A 24,282-nucleotide genomic window follows, 5' to 3' on the forward strand; every position below is an offset into this window, starting at 1 on the left:
ACCAACCTGACCCAGGGCCAGCGCGACCTGTTCGGAGCCCACACCTTCCACCGCCTCGACCGACCGGGAACCTTCCACCACAAATGGCCCCAGGCATGAGATGGGCGGAACGCGCGCAGGCCGCCGGCCTCGATCGCGCCACCACCGCGCTCCTGACGCTGTCGCTGGTGCTGGCCTTCCTGCACCATGCCGACCACGTGCTGCGGGTCGACCATTCCGGCTGGCCGTTCCGGCCCATGGTGACGACCTTCACCTACAGCCTCCTGGCCTATCCGATGGTGCTGTTCGCCCTGTTCGGCGCGAGGCGCCTGTACTGGCTGCGCTGGGCGCTGCTGGCGATCGCGACCGGCGTCACGATCTACGCCCATACCGCGCTGGAAAGCCCACGGATGCAGTTCGCCATGTGGGCCGAGAACCGCAGTCTCGACCCGCATGCGGCGGGCGTGCACAACCTGCCGGGCGTGCGCTCCCCGATCCTCGGCACGCTGGCGGTGGTGATCGGCATGGCGCTGAACCTGACGGCGATCGCCGCGACGCTCGCCATGGCGCGGCGCGGGCTGGCGCTCGGGCGAGGGGCCTGACGACGATCTGACGGCCTCGTCAACAAAACGGGAGGGGCGTTGCCTACGCGTCGCGCCCGATTAGTTCGCTCTCGACGGGAAGACCGCGCCGGTCTTCACAACCCTTCCGACGAGGACGCGACGATGCGACTGATCCCCCGATCCGCCGGCCTGGCGGCTCTTCTGGCCGGCACGCTCCTGGCCGGCGCCGCGGCGGCGCAGGACACCAACTCCCAGGGCGAGCGCCTGCCCCACGTGGACGGCAACGCGCCGGCCACCGGCACGGCCGCCTCCACGCAAGGGGCGGCGACCGGCGAGCCGGTGGAGACCGAGGCGGCCAACGCCCCGGACCAGGAGCCCGCCTTCGCCGGCCAGACCCGCGCCCCCCAGCCGACCGCGATGCCCGAAGTGTCGACGCAGACCGTGGCCGAGGGCCTGCCCAACCTCTGGGCGCTGGAGTTCCTGCCCGACGGGCGCATGCTGGTCACCGCCAAGGAAGGCCGGCTGATGATCCTGCCGGCGATGGGGCAGGAGGGCGAGCCGATCGAGGTCGCCGGCGTGCCCGAGGTCGATTCGCGTGAGCAGGGCGGGCTGCTCGACGTCGCGCTCGGACCGGACTTCGCCTCCGACGGCATGATCTACTTCACCTTCGCCGAGCCGCGCGGCGCGGAGGGCAACGGCACCTCGCTCGCCCGCGGCAAGCTCGCCATGACCGACGGCGCGGCCGCGCTGGAGGACGTCGCGGTGATTTTCCAGCAGACGCCGAGCTACGAGGGCAACAAGCACTTCGGCTCGCGCATCGTCTTCGACGACGAGGGCAAGCTGTTCCTGGGCGTCGGCGAGCGATCGGACGATCCGATCCGCGACCAGGCGCAGGACCTCGCCTCGGGCCTCGGCAAGGTGTTCCGCATCAATGCCGATGGGACGATCCCCGAGGACAACCCGTTCGTGGACCAGGACGGGGCGCAGGACGCGATCTGGAGCTACGGTCACCGCAACATCCAGTCCGCCGCGCTGGACGCCGACGGCCGCCTGTGGACCATCGAGCACGGGCCGCGCGGCGGCGACGAGCTGAACGGGCCGGAAGCGGGCAAGAACTACGGCTGGCCGGAGGTCACCTACGGCATCGAATACGGCGGCAGCCCGGTGAACCAGGGCGTGACCAGCCGCGAAGGCACCGAGCAGCCCGCCTACTACTGGGATCCGGTGATCGGCCCGTCGGGCATGGCGCTCTACCAGGGCGAGGAGTTCCCCGAATGGCAGAACGCCTTCCTGGTCGGCGGGCTGGTGACGCAGGGTCTGGTGGTGCTGACGATGAACGGGGAGGGGCGCGTGGAGACCGAATCGCGCGTGCCGCTCGACGCGCGCATCCGCGACGTGAAGGTCGGGCCGGACGGCGCGGTCTATGCGGTGACCGAGACGCGGGGCGGCGGCTCCACCATCCTGCGCCTGACCAAGGCTTGAGCCCGGCGCGGCGACGATGAAACGATGGCCCGGGAGCGGATGGCCGATCCCGGGCCTCTCATCCGATGGGGTTCAGACCGCGAGCGGCCAGCCGCCCTCGCGCCTCTCCATCACGCGCACGGGATCGCCGACGCGCAGGATTCCGGTGCCGCGGGCCACCGCGTTCCAGCCGAACAGGACGCCCGGCGCGCGCGGATCGCCCGAGCGGCGGAAGCGGCCGAGCGTGGCCAGGGGCTCCTTGCCCGAGCGCCGGCCTTCGTCCTGGTCGACGGTGGTCACCGCGCAGCGCGCGCAGGGCTTCACGAGATCGAGCACCACGTCGCCGACCCCGATCGTGGCCCAGCCGTCCTCGGCGAAGGGTTCGGCCCCGTCCACCACGATGTTGGGCCGGAAGCGGCTCATCGGCACGGCCTCGCCGCCGGCGGCGACGATCCGCCGGTTGAGCTCACGCAGCGAGGCGGTGGTGGCGATCAGGAGCGGAAAGCCGTCGGCGAAGCCGACCGGGCGGTCCTCGGCGGTCCAGTCGCGCGACACGGTGCGCCGCGCCCGCCCGTCGAAATGGACCAGCCGCACGGGACGCCCGAGCCAGCGCGCGAGGGCGGCCTGGGTCGGCGCGTCGGCGGCGGCCGCGTCCACCGTGTCGCCCCAGACGGTGACGGGGAGGCGCGTCTCGCCCTCGGGCACCGGCACGAAACGCTCGCCGCCCTCGCGCCCGTCGATGGCCGGATAGGACAGGTGCAGCCCGTCCTCGTCGGGTTCGGCGTCGAGCAGGGCGAGCGGCGGATGCTCGCGTTGCGTCAGAAAGCGCCCGGTCTCGTCCACCAGCATCCAGCGCCGGTCATCCCGCAGGCCCATGGGCTCGAGGTCGGCGGCGTCGGGATGGCGCGCGCGCCCGCCCTTCACCGGATGGATCGCCAGCGTCGAGACCTGCATCGCCCGTCCTTTCCGCACCGGGAGGCGCTCAGTCCGTCGCCGCTTCCAGTGCTTCCATGTCCTCGTCCGACAGGCCGAAATGGTGCCCGATCTCGTGGATCAGCACATGGGCGACCAGCGTGCCGAGGCTTTCCTCGTGCTCCGCCCAATAGTCCAGGATCGGCCGCCGGTACAGGAGAATGCGGTTGGGCATCTCGCCGGTCTGGGGCGTGCCCAGCGCGCCCACCGCCCGGCCCTCGAACAGGCCCAGGATGTCGAACGGGCTTTCCAGCCCCATCTCCTCGACCACGTCGTCGTCGGGAAAGTCGGCGATGTGGAAGCGGATCTCGCCCGACAGGGCGCGGAAGGCGCCGGGCAGCGCCGCAAAGGCGCCGATCGCCAGCGCCTCGATCTCCTCCAGGCTGGGCGAAAGCCTGCGCGCCCAGTCGCCCGTCCGGTCCCTCTGCCCCATGCGATCTCCCGTTCCCGTGGCGCGCCCTGCCTGCTTAGGCCATCCGGAGGCCGGACGGAATGGTCTCACGCTAAGCCGCCCTGGAGCACCACGACCCTGGTTCCGTCCAGGATCCGGCGATGGAGGTCGATCACGTCCTGGTTCAGGAGGCGGATGCAGCCGGACGAGACGGACTGGCCGATCGACCAGTCCTCGTTGGTGCCGTGAATGCGGTAGAGCGTGTCCTCCCCGTCGCGGAACAGGTACAGCGCCCGCGCGCCCAGCGGATTGGTGGGGCCGGGCTCCATGCCGGCGCCCAAGTGTCCGTAGCGGTCGGGCTCGCGCGCCATCATCGCGTCGGTCGGGCGCCAGCGCGGCCAGGCGCGCCGGTACTGGACGCGGGCCTCGCCCTGGAAGGCGAGGCCGGCCTTGCCGACGCCGATCCCGTAGCGCAGCGCCCGCCCGCCTTCCATCTGCAGGTAGAGGAAGCGCGCCGGCGTATCGACGATCAGCGTGCCGGGGATCTCGCCGCTCTCGTGGGCGACCTCCTGGCGGTAGAAGCGCGGGTCGATCCGCGTGAGGTCGGGCGCGGGCACCGGGAAGGGCTCGTCCGACACCGGCGCGTACATGGCGAGGTAGTAGGGCGGCACGACGCGCGCGGGCGCCTGCGGCGCGACGTCGGACAGGCGGCCGGACACGCAGCCGGCGAGAGCCAGCGGGGCGCTGGCCAGGAAGGTTCGGCGGGAAAGCGGCATGGCGGGTCGTCTTCGGATCGGGGCACGGAGGCGGAAGGCGCCTGTCCTGCCCCGCGCGCCGGGTGCAGGGCAACCGCCGAGCCGCGGTCCTGACGCGATCGTGACGCGCGGGTGTTCGTCCACCGGAATCGGTTCCCCATCAACAGGAAAATAATCTTGGGGTCCGTCGCCTTGACTCATGGAGGCGACTCGGAAATCTCCTAGAACATAAGAGGAACAAATGGCGGCCGCCCTCCCGTCGGCCGAAAGGAAACGGCATGGTTCGGAGCAGCCCGCAACGACGACGAGCCGGGGTCGATCCTTGCGAAGCGGTTGATAAGATGGAGCGGGACGGGGCGCCGGACCCGAACGGAGGCGCGCCTGCGCCGGATCGCGCGCGGGCCGCCACCGTGTCGGCCCTGCGCCAGGCGATCGGCCGGATCGAGGCGGTGCCCTTCGCGCGCGAGGCGCTTTCCGGAAAGGACGAAAAACCCAAGGGGGTCGACCGCCTGACCCTGGGCGCGCCGCGGTTCGACGCGGCGCTGGGGGGCGGGCTGCCGCGCGCGGGGCTCGTGGAACTGCGCACGCTGGCGATGCGCGACGGCGGGGCGGGCGTCGGCTTCGCGCTGGCGCTCGGCATCCTCCTCGGCGCCTCCGGCGCACGGCCGCTCCTGTGGATCGCCGCGGCCGACGCCCTGGCCGAGGGCGGCATGCCCTGCCGCGAGGGGCTGGCCCATTTCGGCTTCGCCCCGGAGGCGCTGGTGGTGGTGCGCGCCCGGCGCGTCCAGGACGCGGCCTGGGCGGGCGAGGAGGCCGCCCGCTCGGGCGCGGCCGCGCTGGTCGTGGTGGAGGTGCGCGGCAACCCTCCGCTTCTGGCGCTGGAGGGCACGCGCCGCCTCCAGGCCCGCGCCCGCGACGCCGGCGGTGCGGTGCTGCTGCTGCGCCAGGGCGGCGAGGCGGAGGCCGGCGCCGCGCCCGTCCGCCTCCTGGTCGAACCGGTGCGCGCCGCCCCCGTGCCGGGGCTGGAGGCGCTGCCGCTGATCGGGCGCCCCCGCTTTTCGCTCGGGCTGGAGAAGGCGCGCGGCCTCCCGCCCCGGACCCTGAACCTCGAATGGGATCCCCATGACCGACGCTTCCACGACCACGACCCCCGATCCCTTCCCCTCGGGCGTGTTTCTGGCCCTTCGGCTGGCGCGGCTGTCGAGCGACCGGATCCGCCGCGAGGAACTGGGGCGCTCCTGGCGCTGCGGCCCCTTCGCCCCGGCGCGCCCCCGGCCGGCGCCCCGCCCCGGCGCGCCGGCGCGCGCTGACCTCCTGGCCGTGCCGCTGGGCGCGGGCAACGGCCATCGCCCGTCGGCCGGATCCGGGCCCCTGGCGGGCCCGCGGGACACCGCGCCGGAGCCGGGCACGCCGCCGCTCGCCCTGTTCGCGCGCACGGACCGCGCCGACCGGATCGCGGCGCTGTGCGAACGGGCGGAGGCGCTGGGCCTTGCGCCCGGCCTCGGCCTCGCCGAGGCGCGTGCGCGCTTTCCCCATCTCGACTACCGCCCCGTCGACCCGGAGGCCGATCGCCGGCTCCTCCTGGCGGTGGCCGACTGGTGCGACCGCTACACGCCGCTGGTGGCGCTGGACGGCGCGGACGGCCTCGTGCTCGACCTGACGGGCGCGGCGCATCTCTTCGGCGGCGCCGGCGCGCTGCGCGAGGACCTGCTTCTGCGGCTGCGCGCCCAGGGCTTCGCCGCCGCGGCCGCCCTCGCGGCCCATCCTGGCACGGCACGGGCCTGCGTCGGGCTGCCGGGGGCGCCCGTCCTGGTGCCGGCGGGCGCGGAGCGGGCGGCGGTGGCGGCCCTGGCCGCCGGTCCGGCCCTGCGCCTGGAGGCCGGCGAGGCGGCGCGGCTCCACCGGCTCGGCCTGCGCCGCGTCGGCGATCTCCTGGCCCTGCCGCGCGCCGCCCTCCACCGCCGCTTCGGGGGGGACGTCGCGCGCCGGCTGGACGAGGCGACGGGCGCCGCGCGCCGCCCGATCGAGCCGCGCCGCCCGGCCGCCCTCCTGATCCGCGAGCGACGCCTGTTCGAGCCGGTGAGCCTGCCGGAGGACATCCTGCGCCTGGCCGCCCACCTCGCCGCGCGCCTGTGCGAGACCTTAGGCGAGCGGGGCGAGGGGCTGCGCGAGGCCGAGCTCGCCCTGTTCCGCGTCGACGGCCATGTGGAGCGCCTCCCGGTGCGCACGGGCGCCCCCTTGCGCGACCCGGCCCGCCTCGCGCGGCTCCTGGCGGAGCGGCTCAAGGCCTCGGGCGACGAGATCGACGCCGGCTTCGGCTTCGACCTCCTGCGCCTGTCGGTTCTGAGCGCGCAGGGCATGGCGGACCGGCAGGAGGGGCTGGACGGGGCGCAGACGGCCCCGGCCGAGCCGCTCGGCGCGCTGATCGACCGCCTGGGCGTGCGGCTCGGCGAGGCCGCCGTGTTCGCCCTGGAGGGCGCCGACCGGCACCGGCCGGAGGCGGCGCAGCGCCTCGGCTCCCCCGCCGCCGGCACCGGACACGATGGCGGCTCGGGGTGCGAGGCGGACCTCGCGCCCCGGCCCCTGCGCCTGTTCGCCCGGCCCGAGCGGGTGGAGGCCACGGCCGAGGTGCCGGACGGTCCGATCCGCCAGTTCCGCTGGCGCCGGGCCCTCTACCGCGTCGGGCGGATCGAGGGGCCGGAGCGCATCGCCTCCGAATGGTGGCTGGGCGACGTGGCGGCGAGCCGGGACTATTTCCGCGTCGAGGACGAGGCGGGCCGGCGCTACTGGCTGTTTCGCGAGGGGGCGGGGACGCAGGCGCCCTCCGGCTGGTTCCTGCACGGGCTCTTCGCATGAGCGAGGGCGAGGGCGAGGGCTGGGGCGGGGGCGGGGAGCCGGCGATCGAGCCGCTGCCCCCCGGCACCGGTTTCTGCGAGATCGGGGCGGCCTCCAACTTCTCGTTCCTGCGCGGCGCCTCCAAGCCCGGGGAGATGGTGATCGCGGCGGAGGTCCTGCGGCTCGGCGGCCTGGGGCTCGCCGACCGCAACACGGTGGCGGGCGTGGTGCGGGCCCACGGGCAGGCGCGGCTGCGCCGGTTTCCGTTCCGGCCCGGCGCGCGGCTGGTGTTTGCCGACGCGACGCCCGACATCCTGGCCTATCCGCGGGACCGGGCCGGCTGGGCGCGGCTCTGCCGCCTGCTGACCGCGGGGAACCTGCGGGCCGACAAGGGCGACTGCATCCTGCGCCTGCCCGATCTCCTGGACGGGGGCGAGGGGCTCGGCCTCGCGGTCCTCGCGCCCGGCGGGCTCGGCCGCGACGGACCGCCGGGCGAGGACGCCGCCCTGCGCCTGCGGGCCGCGCTCGAGCCCCTGCGCGAAGCCTTCCCGGACCGCGTGCGGCTGGCGCTGGCGCCCCGGCACGACGGTGGCGACGCGCGGCGGCTGGGCCGGGCGGCGGTTCTGGCGAAGGCGCTGCGCACCCCGCTCCTGGCCACCAACGACGCCCTGTTCCACGCCGCCGACCGGCGCCCGCTCGCCGACGTCCTGGCCGCGATCCGCGAGCACGTGCCGCTCGCCCGCGCGGGCCGGGCGATCCTGTCCGCCCATGCCGAGCGGCGCCTCAAGCACGAGGGCGAGATGCTGCGCCTGTTCCGGGGCCACGAGGGGGCGATCGCGGAGGCGCGCCGCTTCTTCGAGGAGCTCCGCTTCGACCTCGCGAGCCTGCGCTACGACTATCCCGACGAGGCGCTGCGGCTCGGCGTCTCGCCGCTGGAGGAGCTGCGCCGCCTCGCCTACGAGGGGGCGCGTCGGCGCTATCCCGGCGGGGTGCCCGAACGCATCCCCGTGCAGATCGAGCGGGAGCTGGAGCTGATCGCGCAGAAGAAGTACGAACCCTACTTCCTCACCGTCCACCGCATCGTCCGCGCGGCGCGCGAAAAGGGCATCCTGTGCCAGGGCCGGGGGTCGGCGGCCAATTCCACCGTGTGCTACTGCATCGGCGTCACCGAGGTGGACCCGGAAAAGGCCGGCCTCCTGTTCGACCGCTTCCTGTCGGCCGAGCGCGACGAGCCGCCCGACATCGACGTCGACTTCGAGCACGAGCGGCGCGACGAGGTGATCGACTGGATCTACGAGGCCTACGGGCGCGAGTCGGCCGCGATCGCCGCCACCGTGATCTCCTATCGCGCCCGCTCGGCCCTGCGCGAGGTCGGCAAGGCCTTCGGCCTGTCGGAAGACGCGGTGTCGGCCCTGTCGGGCTCGGTCTGGGGCTACGGACCGGCCGACATGGGCACGCGCGAGACCGCGGCCGCCGGCCTGTCGAGCGAGGACCCGACGACGCGGAACGTCCTCACCTATGCCCGGGCGCTCAACGAGTTCCCGCGCCACCTCAGCCAGCATGTCGGCGGCTTCGTGCTGACGCGAGGCCGGGTGGACGAGACGGTGCCGGTCCACAACACCGGCTCCAAGGGCCGCATCATCGTGGAATGGGACAAGGACGACCTCGACGAGCTCGGCATCCTCAAGATCGACATCCTGGCGCTCGGCATGCTGAGCGCGCTGCGCCGCGCCTTCGACATGCTCAACGCGCTGTATCCGGGCGAGGTGACGGCGGACGGCCGCCCGGCCTCGCTCGATACGCTGCCGATGGAAGAGCCGGGCGAGCCCGTCTGGCGGATGACGCACCGGGCCGACACGCTGGGCACGTTCCAGATCGAGTCCCGGGCGCAGATGACCATGCTGCCCAAGCTCAAGCCCGACGTCTTCTACGACCTCGTGATCCAGGTCGCGATCGTGCGGCCCGGCCCGATCCAGGGCGACATGGTGCACCCCTATCTCCGGCGTCGCATGGGGCTGGAGCCGGTGGACTACCCGAAGGAGGAACTGCGCGACATCCTCCATCGCACCTGCGGCGTGCCCCTGTTCCAGGAACAGGTCATGCGCATCGCGATGGTCGCGGGCGGGTTCTCGGGGGCGGAGGCCGACAACCTGCGCCGCGCCATGGCCACCTTCAAGCGCACGGGCCAGGTCAAGGATTTCGGCGACCGGATGATCGCCGGCATGGTCGGCAACGGCTACACGGAGGATTTCGCCAGGCGCTGCTTCTCGCAGATCGAGGGCTTTGCCGGATACGGCTTTCCCGAAAGCCACGCGGCCTCGTTCGCGCTCCTCGTCTACGCCTCGGCCTTCATCAAGTGCCACTATCCCGACGTGTTCTGCGCGGCGATCCTGAACGCCCAGCCCATGGGCTTCTACGCGCCCGCCCAGCTCGTGCGCGACGCGCGCGAGCACGGGATCGAGGTGCGCCCCGTCTGCGTCAACGCCTCGCGCTGGGACTGCGCGCTGGAGGCGGCGCCCTTCGACCCGGCGCGCGTCTTCGCCCGCCACCGCGAGGCGGCCGGCGCCATCCGCGCGCGCCACGCGGTGCGGCTGGGGTTCCGGCAGGTCAAGAGCCTGCGGGAGAGCGAGATGCGGCGCCTGGTCTGGGTGCGCGACACGTCCGGCCCGTTCGATTCGGTGCGCGACCTCTGGCGGCGCTCGGGCCTCTCCCGCCAGGCCGTGGAGCGGCTGGCCGACGCGGACGCCTTCGCAAGCCTCGGGTTGGCGCGGCGCGACGCGCTCTGGGCCGCGCAGGCCCTGGACGAGGGCGTGGCGCCCGAGCGCCTGCCGCTGTTCGAGGGGGCGGGCGAGGTGGTGCGCGAGCCGGAGGTCCTGCTGCCGCCGATGCCGCTCGGCGAGGCGGTGGTCAACGACTACCGCTTCCTGTCGCTGTCCCTGAAGGCCCATCCCGTGTCCTTCCTGCGCGAGGACCTGCGCCAGCGGGGCATCGCGCCGACGCAGCACCTGGAGGAGCTGCGCTCCGGCCGGCGCGCCAGCGTCGCCGGCCTGGTCCTGGTGCGCCAGCGGCCGGGCTCGGCCAAGGGGGTGATCTTCATGACGGTGGAGGACGAGACGGGCGTCGCCAACGTCGTGGTCTGGACCAAGGTCTTCGAGCGGTTCCGGCCCGTGGTGCTGGGCGCCCGCCTCGTGCGCGTGTCGGGCCGCGTCCAGGAGGATCGGGGGGTGATCCATCTCGTGGCCGAGACGATCGAGGACCTGACGCCGCTCCTGTCGCGTCTTGCCGAGCGGGGGCTGGAGGGCGCGCGCATCCTGCAGCCGACCGACCACGTGAAGAGCCCGCTGCGCCACCATCCCGAGCCCCGCCACCCCGCCGCCATGCGCGACGACCTGGCGGAGGCGGCGGCCGCGCTGGGCGCCGCTCTCGCCTCGGCCGACGAGGTGCGCCGCCCGGCCCGCGTCGTCCTGCCCTCCACGCGCGCGGTGGACGAGGCGGACCTGCGCGGGATGCGGGCCGTGCTGCCCAAGGGCCGGAACTTCCACTGACGGCCGGTTCGGCGAAGGCCACGGCGGGCCGTCGACCCGGCCCGCCCCGATGCGCTAGGTCTGAGGGACATCGACGCCGCAAGGACAGCCATGGAACCGAGACCGGCCCCGCGCATCACCATCCGCTTCTGCACCCAGTGCCAATGGCTGCTGCGCGCCGCCTGGCTGGCGCAGGAACTGCTCCAGACCTTCGGGCCCGACCTCGCCGAGGTCGCGCTCCAGCCCGGCACGGGGGGCGTCTTCGAGATCGCCTACGACGGCGACACGATCTGGGAGCGAAAGGCCGACGGCGGCTTTCCCGAGGCCAAGGTCCTGAAGCAGCGGGTGCGCGACCGGCTGGACCCCGAGCGCAGCCTCGGCCACAGCGACCGCTGACACGACGCGCGAAGGGCCGCCGCGCCGGAGCGCGGCGGCCCTTCGATACCCTGCCGGCGCGGCGGCCTACTGGACGTAGTAGACCACCTTGCGATCGGCCTTGGAGACGATCACCGGCTGGTTGCCGGACGTGTAGAAATACTCGTAGTCCGGGTTCGACGGCACGGGCACGAGCGTCACGGTGCCGGGCACCACCGAGCCCTGCGTGATCTCGCCCTCCACCACGACCGGCTCGGTCGGGTTGGCGACCACGTACTGGCGCACCTCGTCCGGGGCGGACGCCGCGCCGCCGATCGCCATGCCGGCGACGCCGCCGATCGCCGCGCCCACCGGGCCGCCCACCAGCGCGCCCGCGACGGCGCCCGTGCCGGCGCCCGCCAGGGTGCCGGCCGCCTGCTCGCCCTCGCTCTTGGGCTCGGTCGTGGTCACCACCGTGGTCTGCGCCAGAACCGGGCCGGCCATGAGCGCGACGGCGGCGGAAGCGAGAATGAAACGACGCATGATCTATGTCCTTGCTGAAGAACGTCCCTGTGGCGGCCTAAACCGCCGGAGGTCCGCCTGCGTTCCACGGGACCTGCGCCGCGCCGTCAGTTTCCCTCGCCCACCACGATGCGCACCTTGTCCGGATAGAAGGCCAGATAGCCGGCGATCTCGCGCGCGGCGGGCTTGGGATCCTCGTAGGACCAGACGGCATCTGTCTCGCCGTAGCCCTCGGCCGAGATCGACCAGTAGCGCGCCTCGCCCTTGTGCGGGCAGGTCGTGCGCCGGGCGGATTCGTCCAGGAAGGCCATCGCCACATGGTCGCGCGGGACGTAGAGGACCGGCTCGTGGTCGCCCTCGTGGAGGCGCAGCGCCTCGCGCGTCGAGGCCAGGACGGCGTCGTGGAACAGGACGTTGACAGGGCGCGTCTCGCGCTCGATGCGAAGGGCCGGCTGGGACACGGCAGACATGGCTTTCCTCCCCGAGGATGGATATGGATAGGATCCAGCAATCGAGCGGCCCGCCGTCCGGTTCCCCGATCCACCGACCGTGGAAGACGCATGCGGCAAGGCCCTCTGCCCGAAGACGCGCGCCAGCGCCTCGTCTCCGCCCTCGGCCGCGTGGCGGCGGGCGAGCGCGAGGCCCTGCGCGCCGTCTACGACCTGACGTCGGCGAAGCTTTTCGGCGTGGCCTTGCGTATCTTGGACGACGAGGCGGAGGCAGAGGACGTGCTGCAGGACGTGTATGTCACGGTGTGGAACCGGGCGGGCGGCTTCGATCCGGCGCGCGCCAGCCCGATCACCTGGCTCTGCACGCTGGCGCGCAACCGGGCGATCGACCGGCTGCGCGCCCTGCGGCCCCATCGCTCCCGTGCCGACCTGGACGCAGCCGACCGCGTCGCGGACGAGACGCCGGGCGCGCTGGCGCGGCTGGAGGCCGAGGGCGAGGCGCGGCGTCTGGCCGCCTGCCTCGACGGGCTGGAGCCGCGGGCGCGCGAGGCGATCCACGCCGCCTTCTTCGGGGGGCGGACCTACGAGGACCTGGCGCGCGGGGCGGGCGTGCCGCTTGGAACGATGAAGAGCGTGATCCGGCGCGGCCTGATCCGGTTGAGAGGATGCCTCGAAGCATGAACGCGGGCGACGAACGGGATGGCGGCGACGAGGCCCTGGCCGGCGAATACGCGCTCGGCCTGCTGACCCCGGTCGAGCGGCGGGCCTTCGAGCGGCGCCTGCGCCTCGATCCGGCGCTGGCGCGCGAGGCGGAGCGTTGGGACGAGCGGCTTCATCCGCTGGTGGACGGCGTGCCGGCCGCCTCGCCGCCGGCCCGGCTCTGGCAGGCGATCGAGGCCGAGCTCGGCCCCGCCGCCGCCCAGCGCGCGGCCGCCTCGCCCGCCGGGCGCGCGAGCGCCGGGGGCGCGGCGCGGCGCGTGGCCGCGGCCTGGCGGTGGCTGGCGATCGGCTCGATGGGTCTTGCCGCCGCGAGCCTTGCCGGACTGGCGCTGGCCCTGCGGCCCGACGCGCCCCCGATGATGGCCTCGATCTCGGCCGACGGGGGCACGCCGCTCTTCGTGGCCGTGGTGGATCCCGACGGCGGCCATGCGACGCTGATGCCGGTGTCGCTGCGCCCGGAGGCCGGCCGGGTTCCCGAACTCTGGCTGGTTCCGGCCGGCGGCGCGCCGATCTCGCTCGGCCTCGTGGATCCCGCCGCTCCCTTGCGCGTCGACCTGCGCGGACGGGAGGGCATGGGAACGGGCATGATGCGCGCGCCCGGCGCCGCGCTCGCCGTGTCGATGGAGCCGGAAGGCGGCTCGCCCACCGGCCAGCCCACCGGCCCGGTGGTCGGCCAGGGCATGCTGCGCGCCGTCTGACGCCCGATGGTCGATGCGTCGGAGGTCTCGGTGTCGCCGGGCGACGAAACGGAATGGGCCCTGCCCGCCGCCACGCTGCGCTTCCGGTCGGGGCGGTTCGAGGCCGGCACCCGCGCGCTTCCGGCCGAGGTGGCGGTGGCGATCTCCGTCAACGGCTCGACCCATGCGGTGATGATGGCGACCCCCGCCGACCTCGAGGATCTCGCCCTCGGGCTGGCGCTGAACGAGGGGATCGTCGAGACGCCTTCGCAGATCGAGGGGCTGGAGATCGCATCCTCCGAGGCGGGGCTCGAATGTCGGCTGTGGCTGCGGCCCGAACGCGCCGCCGGCTATGTCGTGCGCCGCCGGCAGATGACGGGGCCGGTCGGCTGCGGGCTCTGCGGGGTGGAGAGCCTGGAACTGGCCGCGCGCGCCCTGCCGGCCGTCGGGCCCGGCGTCCCCGTGCGGCCGGAGGCGATCGTGGCCGCCATGGCCGCGATGGGAGAGGGGCAGCGGCTCGGCCGGCGCACCCGCGCCGCCCATGCCGCCGCCTTCGCCTCGACCGAGGGCGATGCCTTGTGCGTTCGCGAGGATGTCGGCCGGCACAACGCGCTCGACAAGGTCGCGGGTCACCTGGCGCGCGAGGGGATCGACCCGGCGGGCGGCTTCCTGGTCCTCACCAGTCGCGTCTCGGTGGAACTCATCCAGAAGGCTGCCGCCATGGGCTGCGCGCTGCTGGCGGCCGTGTCGGTGCCGACCGGGCTCGCCGTGGCGGAGGCGGAGCGGGCCGGCATCACGCTGGTGGCGGTGGTGCGGGGGGAGGAGTTCGAGGTCTTCACCCATCCCGGCCGGATCGTCGGGGCGGGCGAGGCCGATCCGCCGCTCGCCCGCAGCCTTGGTTGAAACGAGCGGTTCTGGTCGGAACAAGCGAGCTTCAGGCCCTGCTCCAGGCGAAGCACAGGCCGTTGACGACCGTAAGAACGAAGCTGGAAACGAGCAGGGCGCGGCCCGGCCGTTGGATCTTGGGTGCGATCGACAGGGCTAGAAGAGTCCCTCCACCCGCTGTGACAAGGATCCAGATCAGGGTGAGCTCCAGGTTCCTGGCCACGGATAGGTCGACCAGTCCGACAACATGCAGCCATAGGACCGAAGCGACGCTGCCCACCAGAATGGGCGCGGGCCAAGCCCATTGTCGATCGTTCCGCGCCAGTCTCGCGGTGGCAAACGCCGCGAGGGCCGGAGGTCCGCCGAACATGCAGGCGATCCACGTCGCGATCGGCCAGTGGACGGCGAGGAGCACGAGCCAGAGACCAAAGCTCGCGATCACCGCGCCCGAGAATAGCCCGACGACGAGGAAGGCGAACGCATGTTGCGTTAGCGTTGCAGGACGCGGAGAGCCCCGTAGGGGATTATGCGCGGCGCTAGCGGATTCCATCGTGCTCCCCCTTGGGCGGTGGACGCTCGCCACCCGATGTCGATGTCGGCATGGGCCGGCGGGACGGAGGATGGTCCTCCGCCGTGAGCATCGCGGCCATGCCATAAAATTCCGCGCCGCGCATTCTGATGCCCTTTTGCCACAAATGGACACCTCCCATATCCCATGGCAGCGGCCGGCCTTCGGGCGGCCGACTCCACGCTATTTCGCGCGCATGCCGAACGGGTGACGCGCGAGACAAGGAGACGACGAATGGACTTGGAAAAATACACCGACCGGGTTCGCGGCTTCATCCAGGCCGCCCAGACCGCGGCGATGGCGCGCGACCACCAGCAGTTCGTGCCCGAGCACCTTCTGAAGGTGCTGGTGGACGACGGCGAGGGTCTGGCGTCCGGCCTGATCGAGCGCGCCGGCGGCCGGCCCAAGGACGTGCGCCTCGGCGTCGAGGCGGCGCTGGAGGCGCTGCCGAAGGTGTCGGGCGGCAGCGGGCAGATCTATCTGGCGGCCCCGACCGCCAAGGTCTTCGCCACCGCCGAGGAGATCGCCAAGAAGGCCGGCGACAGCTACGTCACCGCCGAGCGGCTGCTGCTGGCCCTGGCCATGGAGAAGAGCGCCAGGACGTCGGAGATCCTCGCCAAGGCGGGGGTGACGCCGCAGGGGCTGAACGCGGCGATCGAATCCCTGCGCAAGGGCCGCACGGCCGACACGGCCTCCGCCGAGCAGGGCTACGACGCGCTCAAGAAATACGCCCGGGACCTGACCAAGGACGCGCGCGAGGGCAAGCTCGACCCGGTGATCGGGCGCGACGACGAGATCCGCCGCACCATCCAAGTCCTGTCCCGGCGCACCAAGAACAACCCGGTGCTGATCGGCGAGCCCGGCGTCGGCAAGACGGCGATCGCCGAAGGCCTGGCGCTGCGCCTCGTCAACGGCGACGTGCCGGAATCCCTGCGCGACAAGCAGCTCATGGCGCTCGACATGGGCGCGCTGATCGCGGGCGCCAAGTATCGCGGCGAGTTCGAGGAGCGGCTGAAGGCGGTCCTGTCGGAGGTGACGGCGGCGGACGGCGGCATCATCCTGTTCATCGACGAGATGCACACGCTGGTCGGCGCGGGCAAGGCGGACGGGGCGATGGACGCCTCGAACCTCCTGAAGCCGGCGCTGGCGCGCGGCGAGCTGCACTGCGTCGGCGCCACCACGCTGGACGAGTATCGCAAGCACGTGGAGAAGGACCCGGCGCTCGCCCGGCGCTTCCAGCCGGTCTTCGTGTCCGAGCCGACGGTGGAGGACACGATCTCCATCCTGCGCGGGCTGAAGGAGAAGTACGAGCAGCACCACAAGGTGCGGATCTCCGATAGCGCCCTGGTGGCCGCCGCGCAGCTCTCCAACCGCTACATCACCGACCGCTTCCTGCCCGACAAGGCGATCGACCTCGTGGACGAGGGCGCCGCGCGCCTGCGCATGGCGGTGGATTCGAAGCCCGAGGCGCTGGACGAGATCGACCGGCGCGTGGTGCAGCTCAAGATCGAGCGCGAGGCCCTGAAGAAGGAGCACGACGAGGGCGCGCGCTCGCGCCTGGAGCGCCTGGAGGCGGACCTTGCCAACCTCGAGGAGGAGTCCGACCGGCTCACCACGTCCTGGCAGGCCGAGAAGTCCAAGCTCGGCCTTGCCGCCGATCTCAAGCGGCGGCTGGACGAGGCGCGCAACGATCTGGCCATCGCCCAGCGGCAGGGCGAGTTCCAGCGCGCGGGCGAGCTCGCCTACGGCGCGATCCCGCAGCTCGAGCGCGAACTGGCCGAGGCCGAGACCGCCGACGGCAAGGCGTCGATGGTGGAGGAGACGGTGACCGCCGACCACGTGGCCCAGGTCGTCTCCCGCTGGACCGGCATCCCGGTCGACCGGATGATGCAGGGCGAGCGCGAGAAGCTCCTGTCCATGGAGGACGCGCTGGCCAAGCGTGTCGTCGGGCAGGGCGAGGCGGTGCAGGCCGTGTCGCGCGCCGTGCGCCGTGCCCGCGCCGGGCTGCAGGACCCGAACCGGCCGATCGGCTCGTTCATCTTCCTCGGCCCCACCGGCGTCGGCAAGACCGAGCTGACCAAGGCGCTCGCCCGCTTCCTCTTCGACGAGGAGACCGCGATGGTGCGCATCGACATGTCGGAGTTCATGGAGAAGCACTCCGTGGCCCGGCTGATCGGCGCCCCTCCGGGCTATGTCGGCTACGAGGAGGGCGGCGTCCTGACCGAGGCGGTGCGGCGGCGTCCCTACCAGGTGATCCTGTTCGACGAGATCGAGAAGGCGCATCCCGATGTCTTCAACGTGCTCCTGCAGGTCCTGGACGACGGGCGCCTCACCGACGGGCAGGGCCGCACGGTGGACTTCCGCAACACGCTGATCGTGATGACCTCGAATCTCGGCTCCGAGTACCTGACGGCGCTGCGCGACGACCAGGACGTCTCCGAGGCGCGGACCCAGGTGATGGATGTGGTGCGCTCGGCCTTCCGGCCCGAGTTCCTCAACCGCGTGGACGAGATCATCCTGTTCCACCGCCTCAAGCGGGCGGAGATGGGGGCCATCGTCGACATCCAGATGGCACGGCTGGAGCGCCTCCTGGAGGAGCGCAAGATCGTGCTGGAGCTCGAGGTGAACGCCCGCGAATGGCTGGCCGACAAGGGCTACGACCCCGCCTACGGCGCGCGCCCGCTGAAGCGCGTGATCCAGCGCGAGGTGCAGGACCCGCTCGCCGAGCGGATCCTCCTTGGCGAGGTCAAGGACGAGGATCGGGTGAAGATCGCCGCCGGCACCGACCGACTGCGCTTCCACGTGGTCGGCTCCAAGGCCGACGCGGCGGGTGACCGGGTGGCCGCCTGAGGGCGGCGTGCCTGCCGGTGAGAGGAGGGGCGGCCCGCCGGGCCGCCCCCTTTTTTGTGTGCCGGGCCGCCCGCTCAGTAGTAGGCGACGCCGTAGTAGTCGTTGATCCGCCGGCCGTAGTCGGGATCGACCCAGTTGGGCCGGTCGGCCGCGCCGAAATGCGGCGCCTCCTTGAGCTGGTCGATGGTGATGCCGACCACGTAGCCGCCCTGCCGCTCGTCGTATTTCAGGACCTCCCAGGGCAGCGGGTGATATTCCTCGCCGATCCCGAGAAAGCCGCCGAACGACATGATGGCGTATTTCACCCGGCCGTCGCGCTTGCCGATCACGATGTCGTAGATATGGCCGAGGTTGTCGCCGTCCGTGTTGTAAACGCGCGAACCGTTGACGCGGCTCGCCTCGATGGCGTCGGCCCCGACCTCGATCTCGGACATGGTGCCGGTTCCCAGAGTGGAGGACATCGGACTTCTCCCTTCGGTTGCTCCGGTGGGGAAACGAGGAGCGGGCGCGGGCGTTCCGAGGCGCGGGGAACGGGCCCGACGCTCGGCCCTTCAGGCCCGGTTCATTTGCGCTTCGTTAACCATCTTCGGACCAGCATTGCGCCCTAATTGCCTGTCAGGCGTTGCCGGCCGGGCGTCGCCCGTGGTGCAGAGCGAAGGAGGCGGGAATGGCGAAGACGAAGGTGGGGGCGTTGGCTCTGCTTCTGGCCTGCCTGCCGGCCCTCGCCCTGCCCGCCGCGGCGCAAGGCTACGATCCGTATTACGAGGACTACGGTCCGGGCACGGAAAGCTTCCGCGACGAGTTCGGCAACATCGTCACCGTGGATTCCTACGGACGCGTGATCGCGGTCGAGCGTCCCGAGGAGCGCCCTCGCGGCACGCGGCGCGGCGGCGCGCCGTCGGGCCCGGTGGTTCTGGAGGGCCGCGCCGGCGACGTTCCGCCGGGCGTCGACTACGGCGCGCGGAGCAACCCCTACGACGACTACGACACCTATGGCGACGGCCCCGTGGAGAGCCAGCCCCTGCCGCCGCCAGGCGCCTGGGACCAGGCCGGCCTGCCGGACCGGAGCACGACCGGCTCCATCGCGCCGGGCGAGGGGGGCTCGGCCTATCCGCCGGCCGGCCCCGGCCTCGAGGGGCAGACGATGATCGAATCGAACCCCGCGCCCAAGGTGGCGGGGCCGAGCGGCAAGAACGCCAAGGCCGAGATCGCCGCGCTGCAGGTGCTGCTCGACCGGGCGGGCGCCTCGCCGGGCGTGATCGACGGGCGCATGGGCGGCAATGTCGACAAGGCGGTGGCGGCCTATGCCGAGATGACCGGCCGGGCGATCGACGCCACCAACGCGCAGTCGCTGATGGAGGAACTGATGGCCACCGGCGGTCCGGCCGTGGTGTCCTACGAGATCACCAACGAGGACGTCGGCGGCGCCTATGTCGCCGCGATCCCGGAGGACTACGCGCACAAGGCCATGCTTCCGGCCATGAGCTACGAGCGCGTCACCGAGATGCTGGCCGAGCGCTTCCACATGGACGAGGCATACCTGAAGGAGATCAACCCGGGCGCCGACTTCACCCGGCCGGGCACGCAGATCAAGGTGATGGCGACGGGCGACAACGTCACGGGCGTTCAGGTCGCCAAGATCATCGCCGACAAGGGCCGCGAGCAGGTGCGCGCCTACGACGCCAGCGGACGCCTGGTGGCCGCCTATCCCTCGTCGATCGGCTCGACCTCGACGCCCTCGCCGTCCGGAACGGTGGAGGTGGCGCGCATCGCCTTCGACCCGAACTACACCTACAACCCGAAGGTCAACTTCAAGCAGGGCGACAACGACAAGGTGCTGACCATCCCGCCCGGCCCGAACGGCCCGGTCGGCACGATCTGGATCGCCCTGTCGAAGCCAACCTACGGGATCCACGGCACGCCCGAGCCGTCCAAGATCGGCAAGACCAACAGCCATGGCTGCGTGCGCCTGACCAACTGGGACGCGACCGAGCTCGCCAAGCTGGTGAAGCCGGGCGTCACCGTCGAGTTCGTGGACTGACCGCCCGATGACGCGACAGTTCGGTTTGGCGGGACGCCTTTCGCTCGGCCTCTGCGTGCTGATCCTCGCGGCGCCCGGACCGGCGGCCGCGCGACGGGTTCCGGTGCCGGCCGAGGCGCCGGCGGCGGACCGATCGCCCGGCGAAGCGGCGCAGCCGACGGCACCCGCGGCAGATGCGCCGCTGCCCGGCCCCGCGACGCCGCCCGAGGCCGCGGCGGTGCCCGTCCCGGAGGCGCGGCCTCCGGCGCCGGCGGACGGGGCGCAGGCGCCGTCCGACGCGGCGCCCGCCGAGCCTAAGCCGCCCGCGCCGCCCTCGGCCGCGACGCCCGCCGAGCCCGGGTCCACCGCTCCGGAAGCGGCGGCCCCGGCGCCCAACGCCCCGCAACCCGCCTACGTGCCGCCCGAGAAGGCCCGCACCGAGCCCGAACCCGGCGCGCCGGACGTGCCCGCGATGGCGGTGACGCCAGCCGAGACGGTGGAGGCCGCCGCCGCGGTCGAGGACGCCGTGTCGTGCGAGCGCGAACTCAAGGCGCGCGGCGCCGAGTTCACCGTGGACGCGACCATCGCGGAGGGCGACTGCGGCGTGCTGCGGCCGGTCGCGGTGACGCGGCTGTCGAACGGCACGCGGATCGAGCCGGGCACGGTGATGCTGTGCCGCGCCGCGCTCGCGCTCGACGTCTGGGTCTCGGAAGGGGTGGAGCCCGCCGCGCGTGCCGAGTTCGACGGGGCGAGGGTCAAGGCGCTGACCCACGCCTCGACCTATGTCTGCCGGGCGCGAGCCAGCGAATCGCGCATCTCCGAGCATTCGCGCGGCAGCGCGATCGACATCGCCGGCTTCGAGCTGTCGAACGGGACGGTGCTCCCGGTGGAGGCGACCGAGCCCGGAACCCCGGCCGACCGGTTCGCCGCGGCCGTGCGACGCGCCGCCTGCGGCCCGTTCCGCACGGTGCTCGGGCCCGGCACCGATTCGGACCACGGCACCCATCTCCATCTCGACATCGCCGCGCGCCGGGCCGACGCCACCTACTGCCGCTGACAGCGGCACGCCGCCGGCGTTTCCTCGGACTTTTCCGCAGCCGGCGGACTTCCGCGCCTTTCCTCCGCCCAGGGTCCCTCTATAGTCCGCCCGCGCCGCCGGTCCCCGGCGGCCCTGAGGAGGATGCCATGCCCTACACCGCCGACGACCAACGCTACGCCCGCGCCAACTTCCGCCGCTGCGGCCGATCGGGCCTCGACCTGCCCGCCATCTCGCTCGGCCTCTGGCAGAACTTCGGGGCGACGGACGTCTTCGAGACCGGCCGGGCCATCCTGCGCCGCGCCTTCGACCGGGGCGTCACCCATTTCGACCTGGCCAACAACTACGGCCCGCCCTTCGGCTCGGCCGAGGAGAATTTCGGCCGCTGGATGGACCTCGACTTCCGGCCTTACCGGGACGAGCTCCTGATCTCCACCAAGGCGGGCTGGGACATGTGGCCCGGGCCCTACGGCAATTTCGGCTCGCGCAAGTACCTTGTCGCCTCGCTCGACCAGAGCCTGAAGCGCATGGGGCTCGACTATGTCGACGTGTTCTATCACCACAGGCCCGATCCGAAGACGCCGCTCGAGGAGACGATGGGTGCGCTGGATGCCATCGTGCGCTCCGGCAAGGCGCTCTATGTCGGCGTCTCGTCCTACGGACCCGACCGCACGCGCGAGGCCCATGCCATCCTGAAAGCCATGGGCACGCCCATGCTGATCCACCAGCCGTCCTATTCGATGCTCAACCGTTGGGTCGAGGACGAGCTCCTGGATACGCTGGGCGCGCTTGGGGTCGGCTGCATCGCCTTCTCGCCGCTGGCGCAGGGGTTGCTCACCGACAAGTATCTCGGCGGCGTGCCGGACGGCTCGCGCGCGGCCAAGGGCAAGTCCTTCTCGCCCGAGCTCGTCACCGAGGAGAACGTGGCGCGCATCCGCGCCCTGAACGAGGTCGCCAAGGCGCGCGGCCAGTCGCTGGCGCAGATGGCGATCGCCTGGGTCCTTCGCGACCCGCGCGTGACCTCGGCGCTGATCGGCGCGCGCACGGTGGCCCAGCTCGACGCCTCTCTGGATGCGCTGGGCCGGCTCGACTTCTCGGACGAGGAACTGGCCGCGATCGACCGTTCGGCGACCGACGGCGGGATCGATCTCTGGCGCTCGCAGTCGTCGATCGGCGCCCAGGCCTGAGCGGCCCCCGAGCCTGAACGGGGCGCGAGCCCGAGCGGGGCGGGGGGGGCGGGGGGGGGCCCCCCCCCCCCCCCCCGCCCATTCGCCTCGCCGCGCGCCCCGCCTCAATGCGCGGCGACGCGCATCTCCTCCACGCTGTTCTTCAGGAGGTCGTCGATCCGCTCGCGCTCGCGCTGGAAGGCGACGAGCTGGTCGCCGCCGAGCTGGCGGCCGGACGGGAGACGGATGCGCATCGGGTCGACGCGCGTGCCGTTGACGGTGACCTCGTAGTGGAGGTGGTTGCCGGTCGACAGGCCGGTGGAGCCGATATAGCCGATGATCTGCCCCTGGCGCACCCGGGCGCCCTTGACCACGCCGCTCGCGATCTTGCTCTGGTGCGAATAGGAGGTCTCGTAGCCGTTGGCGTGGCGGATGATGGTCTGCTGGCCGTAGCCGGTGGACCAGCCCGCCTGTTCCACGACGCCCGAGCCCGAGGCCAGGATCGGCGTGCCGCGCGGGGCGGCCCAGTCGACGCCCCAGTGCATGCGGGCGTAGCCGAGCACGGGATGGCGGCGCGAGCCGAAGGGCGAGGTGAAGCGCCCCTTGGGCACGGGGTTGCGCAGAAGGAACTGCTTCGCGCTGCGCCCGTCCTCGTCGTAGTAGTCGGTCTGGTCATCGTCGGCGGTGAAGAAGCGATAGTAGCGCTTGGTGGTGTCGCCGAACTTGGCTTCCACGAACAGGATCTGGGAGTCCGCGCTGGCCTCCTCCTGGCCTTCCTTCAGCGAATAGAGCAGCGTCAGCCGGTCGGTCGGGTCGAGCCGCGCCTGGAAGTCGATGTCGGAGGACAGGATCTTCAGGAGCTTGCGGCACAGCCGGTCGTCGAGCCCGTAGGCAAGGGCGGCCTGATAGATGCCGTCGTAGACGGTGGGCATGTTCTGGCGCAGCGGCGCCTCGGTGGCGTTCTCGTCGAAGGCCTGCGCGACCGAGCGGCTGAGGGCGGGCTCGGGTCCCCGCTCGAAGGAGCCGTCGTCGGCGAGCGCCACCGTGGCCAGGTGCCGCTCGCCGCGATAGGCCGAGAGGCGCACGATGCGCGACCCGTCGCCGGAGGGCTCGAGGCCGAGGCGCAGCACCTCCCCCGCGTTCATCTCGTCGCGGCCGAGAAGCGTCGACAGGCGTGCGGCCGGCGCCTCCGCGTCCGCATGCCCGTTCTCGGACAGCGCCTCGGCGATCGCGCGGGTCTCGCGGAACGGCACGATCTCCTCGAAATAGCGCGACACGCGATCCTCGCGCGTTTCGGCCGCCGACAGCGAGACGTTCTCCGCCGTGACCCGGGCCGCCGAGCCCGGCACGTATTCGGCCGCGTCCGAAAGGCTGCCGCCGAAGCGCGACGTGTCGAAAGCCTGGTAGGCCGCGACCTGGACGGGCGCCGAGGAGAGGCGCGGCACCGCCTCGCGAACCAGGAGCTCGGCCTCGCGCGTGCCGATGTCCGGCGCGTCGTCGTAGGTGGCGGGATCGAACGCGAAGGCCTCCATCGCCAGGCCGACGTCGCCCTCCACCTTGGCGTCGTAGATCTGCCCGGTCTCGGGCGGGGCTTCCGCCTCGGCCTCGTCGCCGTCGCTGCCGAACACGTTCATGGCGTCGAAGGCGGGATAGGAGACGGTGGTCGGATGGCGCGCGCCCAGCAGCATGGAGGCATAGGCGAAGGGCAGGCTGCGGATCACGTCCCGGCCGCCCTCGCGGATCATGGTCGGGACTTCGATGGTGGACCGGTTGCGGTCGATCGGGATCGGCGTGGCGAAGACGCGCTCGCCGCGCTCGACCGCGTCGGCCTGGGGTGCCGCGATCTCGCCGACCACGGCGGGCGACACCAGCATGCGCCGCCCGTCATGGGCGGCCGACAGGGCGATGCCCATCATGGCGCTGGAGGTGAGTCCGGTGAGCAGCGTTCCCGCCAGCCAGCGCGCGGACACCTGGCGGCGGTCCGGCTTGCGCCGGACGTCGGCGACAAGCGCCGGCTGGTTCCCGAAGTTCGGCTTGGCGTATCGCTCGTGGTTCATTCCGGTCTCATGCTGGTCCACCCTCCCATGGCCCCAACAAAGCGGCCGAAAAGCGAAGGCGGAGGCGCGGAGCCGCGCCACGAGCCGGCCTGTTGCGGCGCGGCCACAGGTCGGTTGGTCCCTTGAGATAGAGCGGATCGGACAAGCGCCTGTCAACCGATCGTCCGCCGCGTCGGGGCGAAGCTGGGGATCGCGCTCGCCGGCGCTGGAGGAGCCGGCGGCGGCTGGGCGCCGTGAGGCGCGGTGCCTTGCTTCGTCGCGGCCTGGGATGGCGCGACGCTCCTCTTCGAGCCGATCGGGGCCGAGCCCGACCGCGGGGTCCGGAAGGCGCCCGTGACAAGCGCAGAATGATGGATCGCGCGGCGCCGGTCATCGTCCCCCGTCCCGTCTGATGACGTTCGGATGATGGTTTTCGGACGGTGTGATGACGGGTATGTTGGGTGCAAGCGGTTGTTCCGATGCGGGTTTCCGATTTTCTCCTGGGTTTGGCGTTTTTTC

At 72.6% G+C, this 24,282-nt stretch carries 22 protein-coding genes; 14 read left to right on the forward strand and 8 right to left on the reverse strand.

What is annotated here, in order from left to right; all coding sequences use genetic code 11:
* The first annotated feature begins 6 nt into the window (after positions 1–6).
* The 3 genes from D3218_RS18920 to D3218_RS18930 all read left to right on the forward strand — a co-directional run bounded on the left by D3218_RS18920 (position 7) and on the right by D3218_RS18930 (position 2,024).
* Positions 7–99, forward strand: coding sequence for a hypothetical protein (locus tag D3218_RS18920; RefSeq protein WP_280959970.1), 93 nt, complete (start codon positions 7–9; stop codon positions 97–99).
* On the forward strand, positions 96–581 hold the full coding sequence (locus D3218_RS18925) for a hypothetical protein (protein ID WP_119541644.1): 486 nt from the start codon (positions 96–98) through the stop codon (positions 579–581). The genes D3218_RS18920 and D3218_RS18925 overlap by 4 nt, the downstream gene beginning before the upstream one ends.
* A gap of 123 nt (positions 582–704) precedes the next feature.
* Complete coding sequence (locus tag D3218_RS18930) at positions 705–2,024, forward strand: PQQ-dependent sugar dehydrogenase (protein ID WP_119541645.1); 1,320 nt, start codon at positions 705–707, stop codon at positions 2,022–2,024.
* 72 nt (positions 2,025–2,096) lie between these two features.
* Here D3218_RS18930 and D3218_RS18935 read toward each other — a convergent pair whose 3' ends face one another.
* The 3 genes from D3218_RS18935 to D3218_RS18945 all read right to left on the reverse strand — a co-directional run bounded on the left by D3218_RS18935 (position 2,097) and on the right by D3218_RS18945 (position 4,142).
* On the reverse strand, positions 2,097–2,957 hold the full coding sequence (locus tag D3218_RS18935) for an MOSC domain-containing protein (RefSeq protein ID WP_119541646.1): 861 nt from the start codon (positions 2,955–2,957) through the stop codon (positions 2,097–2,099).
* A gap of 28 nt (positions 2,958–2,985) precedes the next feature.
* Complete coding sequence (locus D3218_RS18940; RefSeq protein WP_119541647.1) at positions 2,986–3,408, reverse strand: metallopeptidase family protein; 423 nt, start codon at positions 3,406–3,408, stop codon at positions 2,986–2,988.
* A 65-nt stretch (positions 3,409–3,473) separates the two neighbouring features.
* The gene (locus D3218_RS18945; protein WP_119541648.1) at positions 3,474–4,142 is read right to left on the reverse strand and encodes a L,D-transpeptidase; all 669 of its coding nucleotides are present in this window, start codon (positions 4,140–4,142) and stop codon (positions 3,474–3,476) included.
* A 320-nt stretch (positions 4,143–4,462) separates the two neighbouring features.
* Here D3218_RS18945 and D3218_RS20200 point away from each other — a divergent pair, with 320 nt between their 5' ends.
* From D3218_RS20200 to D3218_RS18960, 4 genes are all read left to right on the forward strand, one after another.
* On the forward strand, positions 4,463–5,431 hold the full coding sequence (locus D3218_RS20200) for an ImuA family protein (RefSeq protein WP_245415124.1): 969 nt from the start codon (positions 4,463–4,465) through the stop codon (positions 5,429–5,431).
* Between the two features lie 10 nt (positions 5,432–5,441).
* Complete coding sequence (locus D3218_RS18950; RefSeq protein ID WP_245415126.1) at positions 5,442–6,977, forward strand: Y-family DNA polymerase; 1,536 nt, start codon at positions 5,442–5,444, stop codon at positions 6,975–6,977.
* Positions 6,974–10,501, forward strand: a complete 3,528-nt coding sequence (locus tag D3218_RS18955; protein ID WP_119541650.1) for an error-prone DNA polymerase — start codon at positions 6,974–6,976, stop codon at positions 10,499–10,501. The genes D3218_RS18950 and D3218_RS18955 overlap by 4 nt, the downstream gene beginning before the upstream one ends.
* Positions 10,502–10,591: 90 nt before the next feature.
* Positions 10,592–10,876: an Rdx family protein gene (locus D3218_RS18960; RefSeq protein WP_119541651.1), complete on the forward strand. Its 285-nt coding sequence runs from the start codon at positions 10,592–10,594 to the stop codon at positions 10,874–10,876.
* Positions 10,877–10,942: 66 nt separating this feature from the next.
* Here D3218_RS18960 and D3218_RS18965 read toward each other — a convergent pair whose 3' ends face one another.
* Together D3218_RS18965 and D3218_RS18970 are read right to left on the reverse strand one after the other, a co-directional pair.
* On the reverse strand, positions 10,943–11,377 hold the full coding sequence (locus tag D3218_RS18965; protein ID WP_245415125.1) for a DUF1236 domain-containing protein: 435 nt from the start codon (positions 11,375–11,377) through the stop codon (positions 10,943–10,945).
* An 86-nt stretch (positions 11,378–11,463) separates the two neighbouring features.
* Positions 11,464–11,826 carry a DUF427 domain-containing protein gene (locus D3218_RS18970; protein WP_119541653.1) on the reverse strand — a complete coding sequence of 121 codons (363 nt, stop codon included), beginning with the start codon at positions 11,824–11,826 and terminating at the stop codon, positions 11,464–11,466.
* A 90-nt stretch (positions 11,827–11,916) separates the two neighbouring features.
* On the opposite strand from D3218_RS18970, the gene D3218_RS18975 reads away from it, so the two are divergent.
* Genes D3218_RS18975 through fdhD form a run of 3 tightly spaced genes read left to right on the forward strand, consistent with a single transcriptional unit; the run spans position 11,917 to position 14,105 of the window.
* Positions 11,917–12,486: a sigma-70 family RNA polymerase sigma factor gene (locus tag D3218_RS18975; protein ID WP_119541654.1), complete on the forward strand. Its 570-nt coding sequence runs from the start codon at positions 11,917–11,919 to the stop codon at positions 12,484–12,486.
* Positions 12,483–13,223: an anti-sigma factor gene (locus D3218_RS18980; protein ID WP_168990602.1), complete on the forward strand. Its 741-nt coding sequence runs from the start codon at positions 12,483–12,485 to the stop codon at positions 13,221–13,223. The genes D3218_RS18975 and D3218_RS18980 overlap by 4 nt, the downstream gene beginning before the upstream one ends.
* Before the next feature lie 6 nt (positions 13,224–13,229).
* Entirely contained in the window at positions 13,230–14,105 is an 876-nt protein-coding gene (gene fdhD / locus D3218_RS18985; RefSeq protein WP_119541656.1) for a formate dehydrogenase accessory sulfurtransferase FdhD, read from the forward strand.
* Positions 14,106–14,136: 31 nt separating this feature from the next.
* Here the strand turns inward: fdhD and D3218_RS18990 are convergent, their stop codons facing one another.
* Positions 14,137–14,637, reverse strand: coding sequence for a hypothetical protein (locus D3218_RS18990; protein ID WP_119541657.1), 501 nt, complete (start codon positions 14,635–14,637; stop codon positions 14,137–14,139).
* 252 nt (positions 14,638–14,889) lie between these two features.
* On the opposite strand from D3218_RS18990, the gene clpB reads away from it, so the two are divergent.
* Positions 14,890–17,505, forward strand: a complete 2,616-nt coding sequence (clpB, locus tag D3218_RS18995) for an ATP-dependent chaperone ClpB (RefSeq protein ID WP_119541658.1) — start codon at positions 14,890–14,892, stop codon at positions 17,503–17,505.
* A gap of 74 nt (positions 17,506–17,579) precedes the next feature.
* On the opposite strand, the gene D3218_RS19000 is transcribed toward clpB, so the two are convergent.
* Complete coding sequence (locus D3218_RS19000) at positions 17,580–17,966, reverse strand: PRC-barrel domain-containing protein (RefSeq protein WP_210209714.1); 387 nt, start codon at positions 17,964–17,966, stop codon at positions 17,580–17,582.
* A gap of 206 nt (positions 17,967–18,172) precedes the next feature.
* On the opposite strand from D3218_RS19000, the gene D3218_RS19005 reads away from it, so the two are divergent.
* The 3 genes from D3218_RS19005 (at position 18,173) to mgrA (ending at position 21,748) form a co-directional block, all read left to right on the forward strand.
* Entirely contained in the window at positions 18,173–19,546 is a 1,374-nt protein-coding gene (locus D3218_RS19005; protein ID WP_119541659.1) for a L,D-transpeptidase family protein, read from the forward strand.
* A 7-nt stretch (positions 19,547–19,553) separates the two neighbouring features.
* Positions 19,554–20,582 (forward strand): extensin-like domain-containing protein, encoded by a 1,029-nt coding sequence (locus tag D3218_RS20285; RefSeq protein WP_280959985.1) that lies wholly within the window; start codon positions 19,554–19,556, stop codon positions 20,580–20,582.
* A 128-nt stretch (positions 20,583–20,710) separates the two neighbouring features.
* The gene (gene mgrA, locus D3218_RS19020) at positions 20,711–21,748 is read left to right on the forward strand and encodes an L-glyceraldehyde 3-phosphate reductase (RefSeq protein ID WP_119541661.1); all 1,038 of its coding nucleotides are present in this window, start codon (positions 20,711–20,713) and stop codon (positions 21,746–21,748) included.
* Between the two features lie 104 nt (positions 21,749–21,852).
* On the opposite strand, the gene D3218_RS19025 is transcribed toward mgrA, so the two are convergent.
* Positions 21,853–23,784, reverse strand: a complete 1,932-nt coding sequence (locus D3218_RS19025) for a M23 family metallopeptidase (protein ID WP_119541662.1) — start codon at positions 23,782–23,784, stop codon at positions 21,853–21,855.
* Positions 23,785–24,282: the final 498 nt, after the last annotated feature.

Origin of the sequence: Aureimonas flava (genome assembly GCF_003583935.1) — a bacterium.
GTDB lineage: Bacteria > Pseudomonadota > Alphaproteobacteria > Rhizobiales > Rhizobiaceae > Aureimonas > Aureimonas flava.

What these genes read in the sequence shown, in the direction of transcription:
- D3218_RS18925 (WP_119541644.1), top strand. Translation starts at nt 96, where the DNA reads ATGAGATGGGCGGAACGCGCGCAGGCCGCCGGCCTCGATCGCGCCACC.
- D3218_RS18930 (WP_119541645.1), top strand. Translation starts at nt 705, where the DNA reads ATGCGACTGATCCCCCGATCCGCCGGCCTGGCGGCTCTTCTGGCCGGC.
- D3218_RS18935 (WP_119541646.1), bottom strand. Translation starts at nt 2,957, where the DNA reads ATGCAGGTCTCGACGCTGGCGATCCATCCGGTGAAGGGCGGGCGCGCG.
- D3218_RS18940 (WP_119541647.1), bottom strand. Translation starts at nt 3,408, where the DNA reads ATGGGGCAGAGGGACCGGACGGGCGACTGGGCGCGCAGGCTTTCGCCC.
- D3218_RS18945 (WP_119541648.1), bottom strand. Translation starts at nt 4,142, where the DNA reads ATGCCGCTTTCCCGCCGAACCTTCCTGGCCAGCGCCCCGCTGGCTCTC.
- D3218_RS20200 (WP_245415124.1), top strand. Translation starts at nt 4,463, where the DNA reads ATGGAGCGGGACGGGGCGCCGGACCCGAACGGAGGCGCGCCTGCGCCG.
- D3218_RS18955 (WP_119541650.1), top strand. Translation starts at nt 6,974, where the DNA reads ATGAGCGAGGGCGAGGGCGAGGGCTGGGGCGGGGGCGGGGAGCCGGCG.
- D3218_RS18960 (WP_119541651.1), top strand. Translation starts at nt 10,592, where the DNA reads ATGGAACCGAGACCGGCCCCGCGCATCACCATCCGCTTCTGCACCCAG.
- D3218_RS18965 (WP_245415125.1), bottom strand. Translation starts at nt 11,377, where the DNA reads ATGCGTCGTTTCATTCTCGCTTCCGCCGCCGTCGCGCTCATGGCCGGC.
- D3218_RS18970 (WP_119541653.1), bottom strand. Translation starts at nt 11,826, where the DNA reads ATGTCTGCCGTGTCCCAGCCGGCCCTTCGCATCGAGCGCGAGACGCGC.
- D3218_RS18975 (WP_119541654.1), top strand. Translation starts at nt 11,917, where the DNA reads ATGCGGCAAGGCCCTCTGCCCGAAGACGCGCGCCAGCGCCTCGTCTCC.
- D3218_RS18980 (WP_168990602.1), top strand. Translation starts at nt 12,483, where the DNA reads ATGAACGCGGGCGACGAACGGGATGGCGGCGACGAGGCCCTGGCCGGC.
- fdhD (WP_119541656.1), top strand. Translation starts at nt 13,230, where the DNA reads ATGGTCGATGCGTCGGAGGTCTCGGTGTCGCCGGGCGACGAAACGGAA.
- D3218_RS18990 (WP_119541657.1), bottom strand. Translation starts at nt 14,637, where the DNA reads ATGGAATCCGCTAGCGCCGCGCATAATCCCCTACGGGGCTCTCCGCGT.
- clpB (WP_119541658.1), top strand. Translation starts at nt 14,890, where the DNA reads ATGGACTTGGAAAAATACACCGACCGGGTTCGCGGCTTCATCCAGGCC.
- D3218_RS19000 (WP_210209714.1), bottom strand. Translation starts at nt 17,966, where the DNA reads ATGTCCTCCACTCTGGGAACCGGCACCATGTCCGAGATCGAGGTCGGG.
- D3218_RS19005 (WP_119541659.1), top strand. Translation starts at nt 18,173, where the DNA reads ATGGCGAAGACGAAGGTGGGGGCGTTGGCTCTGCTTCTGGCCTGCCTG.
- D3218_RS20285 (WP_280959985.1), top strand. Translation starts at nt 19,554, where the DNA reads ATGACGCGACAGTTCGGTTTGGCGGGACGCCTTTCGCTCGGCCTCTGC.
- mgrA (WP_119541661.1), top strand. Translation starts at nt 20,711, where the DNA reads ATGCCCTACACCGCCGACGACCAACGCTACGCCCGCGCCAACTTCCGC.
- D3218_RS19025 (WP_119541662.1), bottom strand. Translation starts at nt 23,784, where the DNA reads ATGAACCACGAGCGATACGCCAAGCCGAACTTCGGGAACCAGCCGGCG.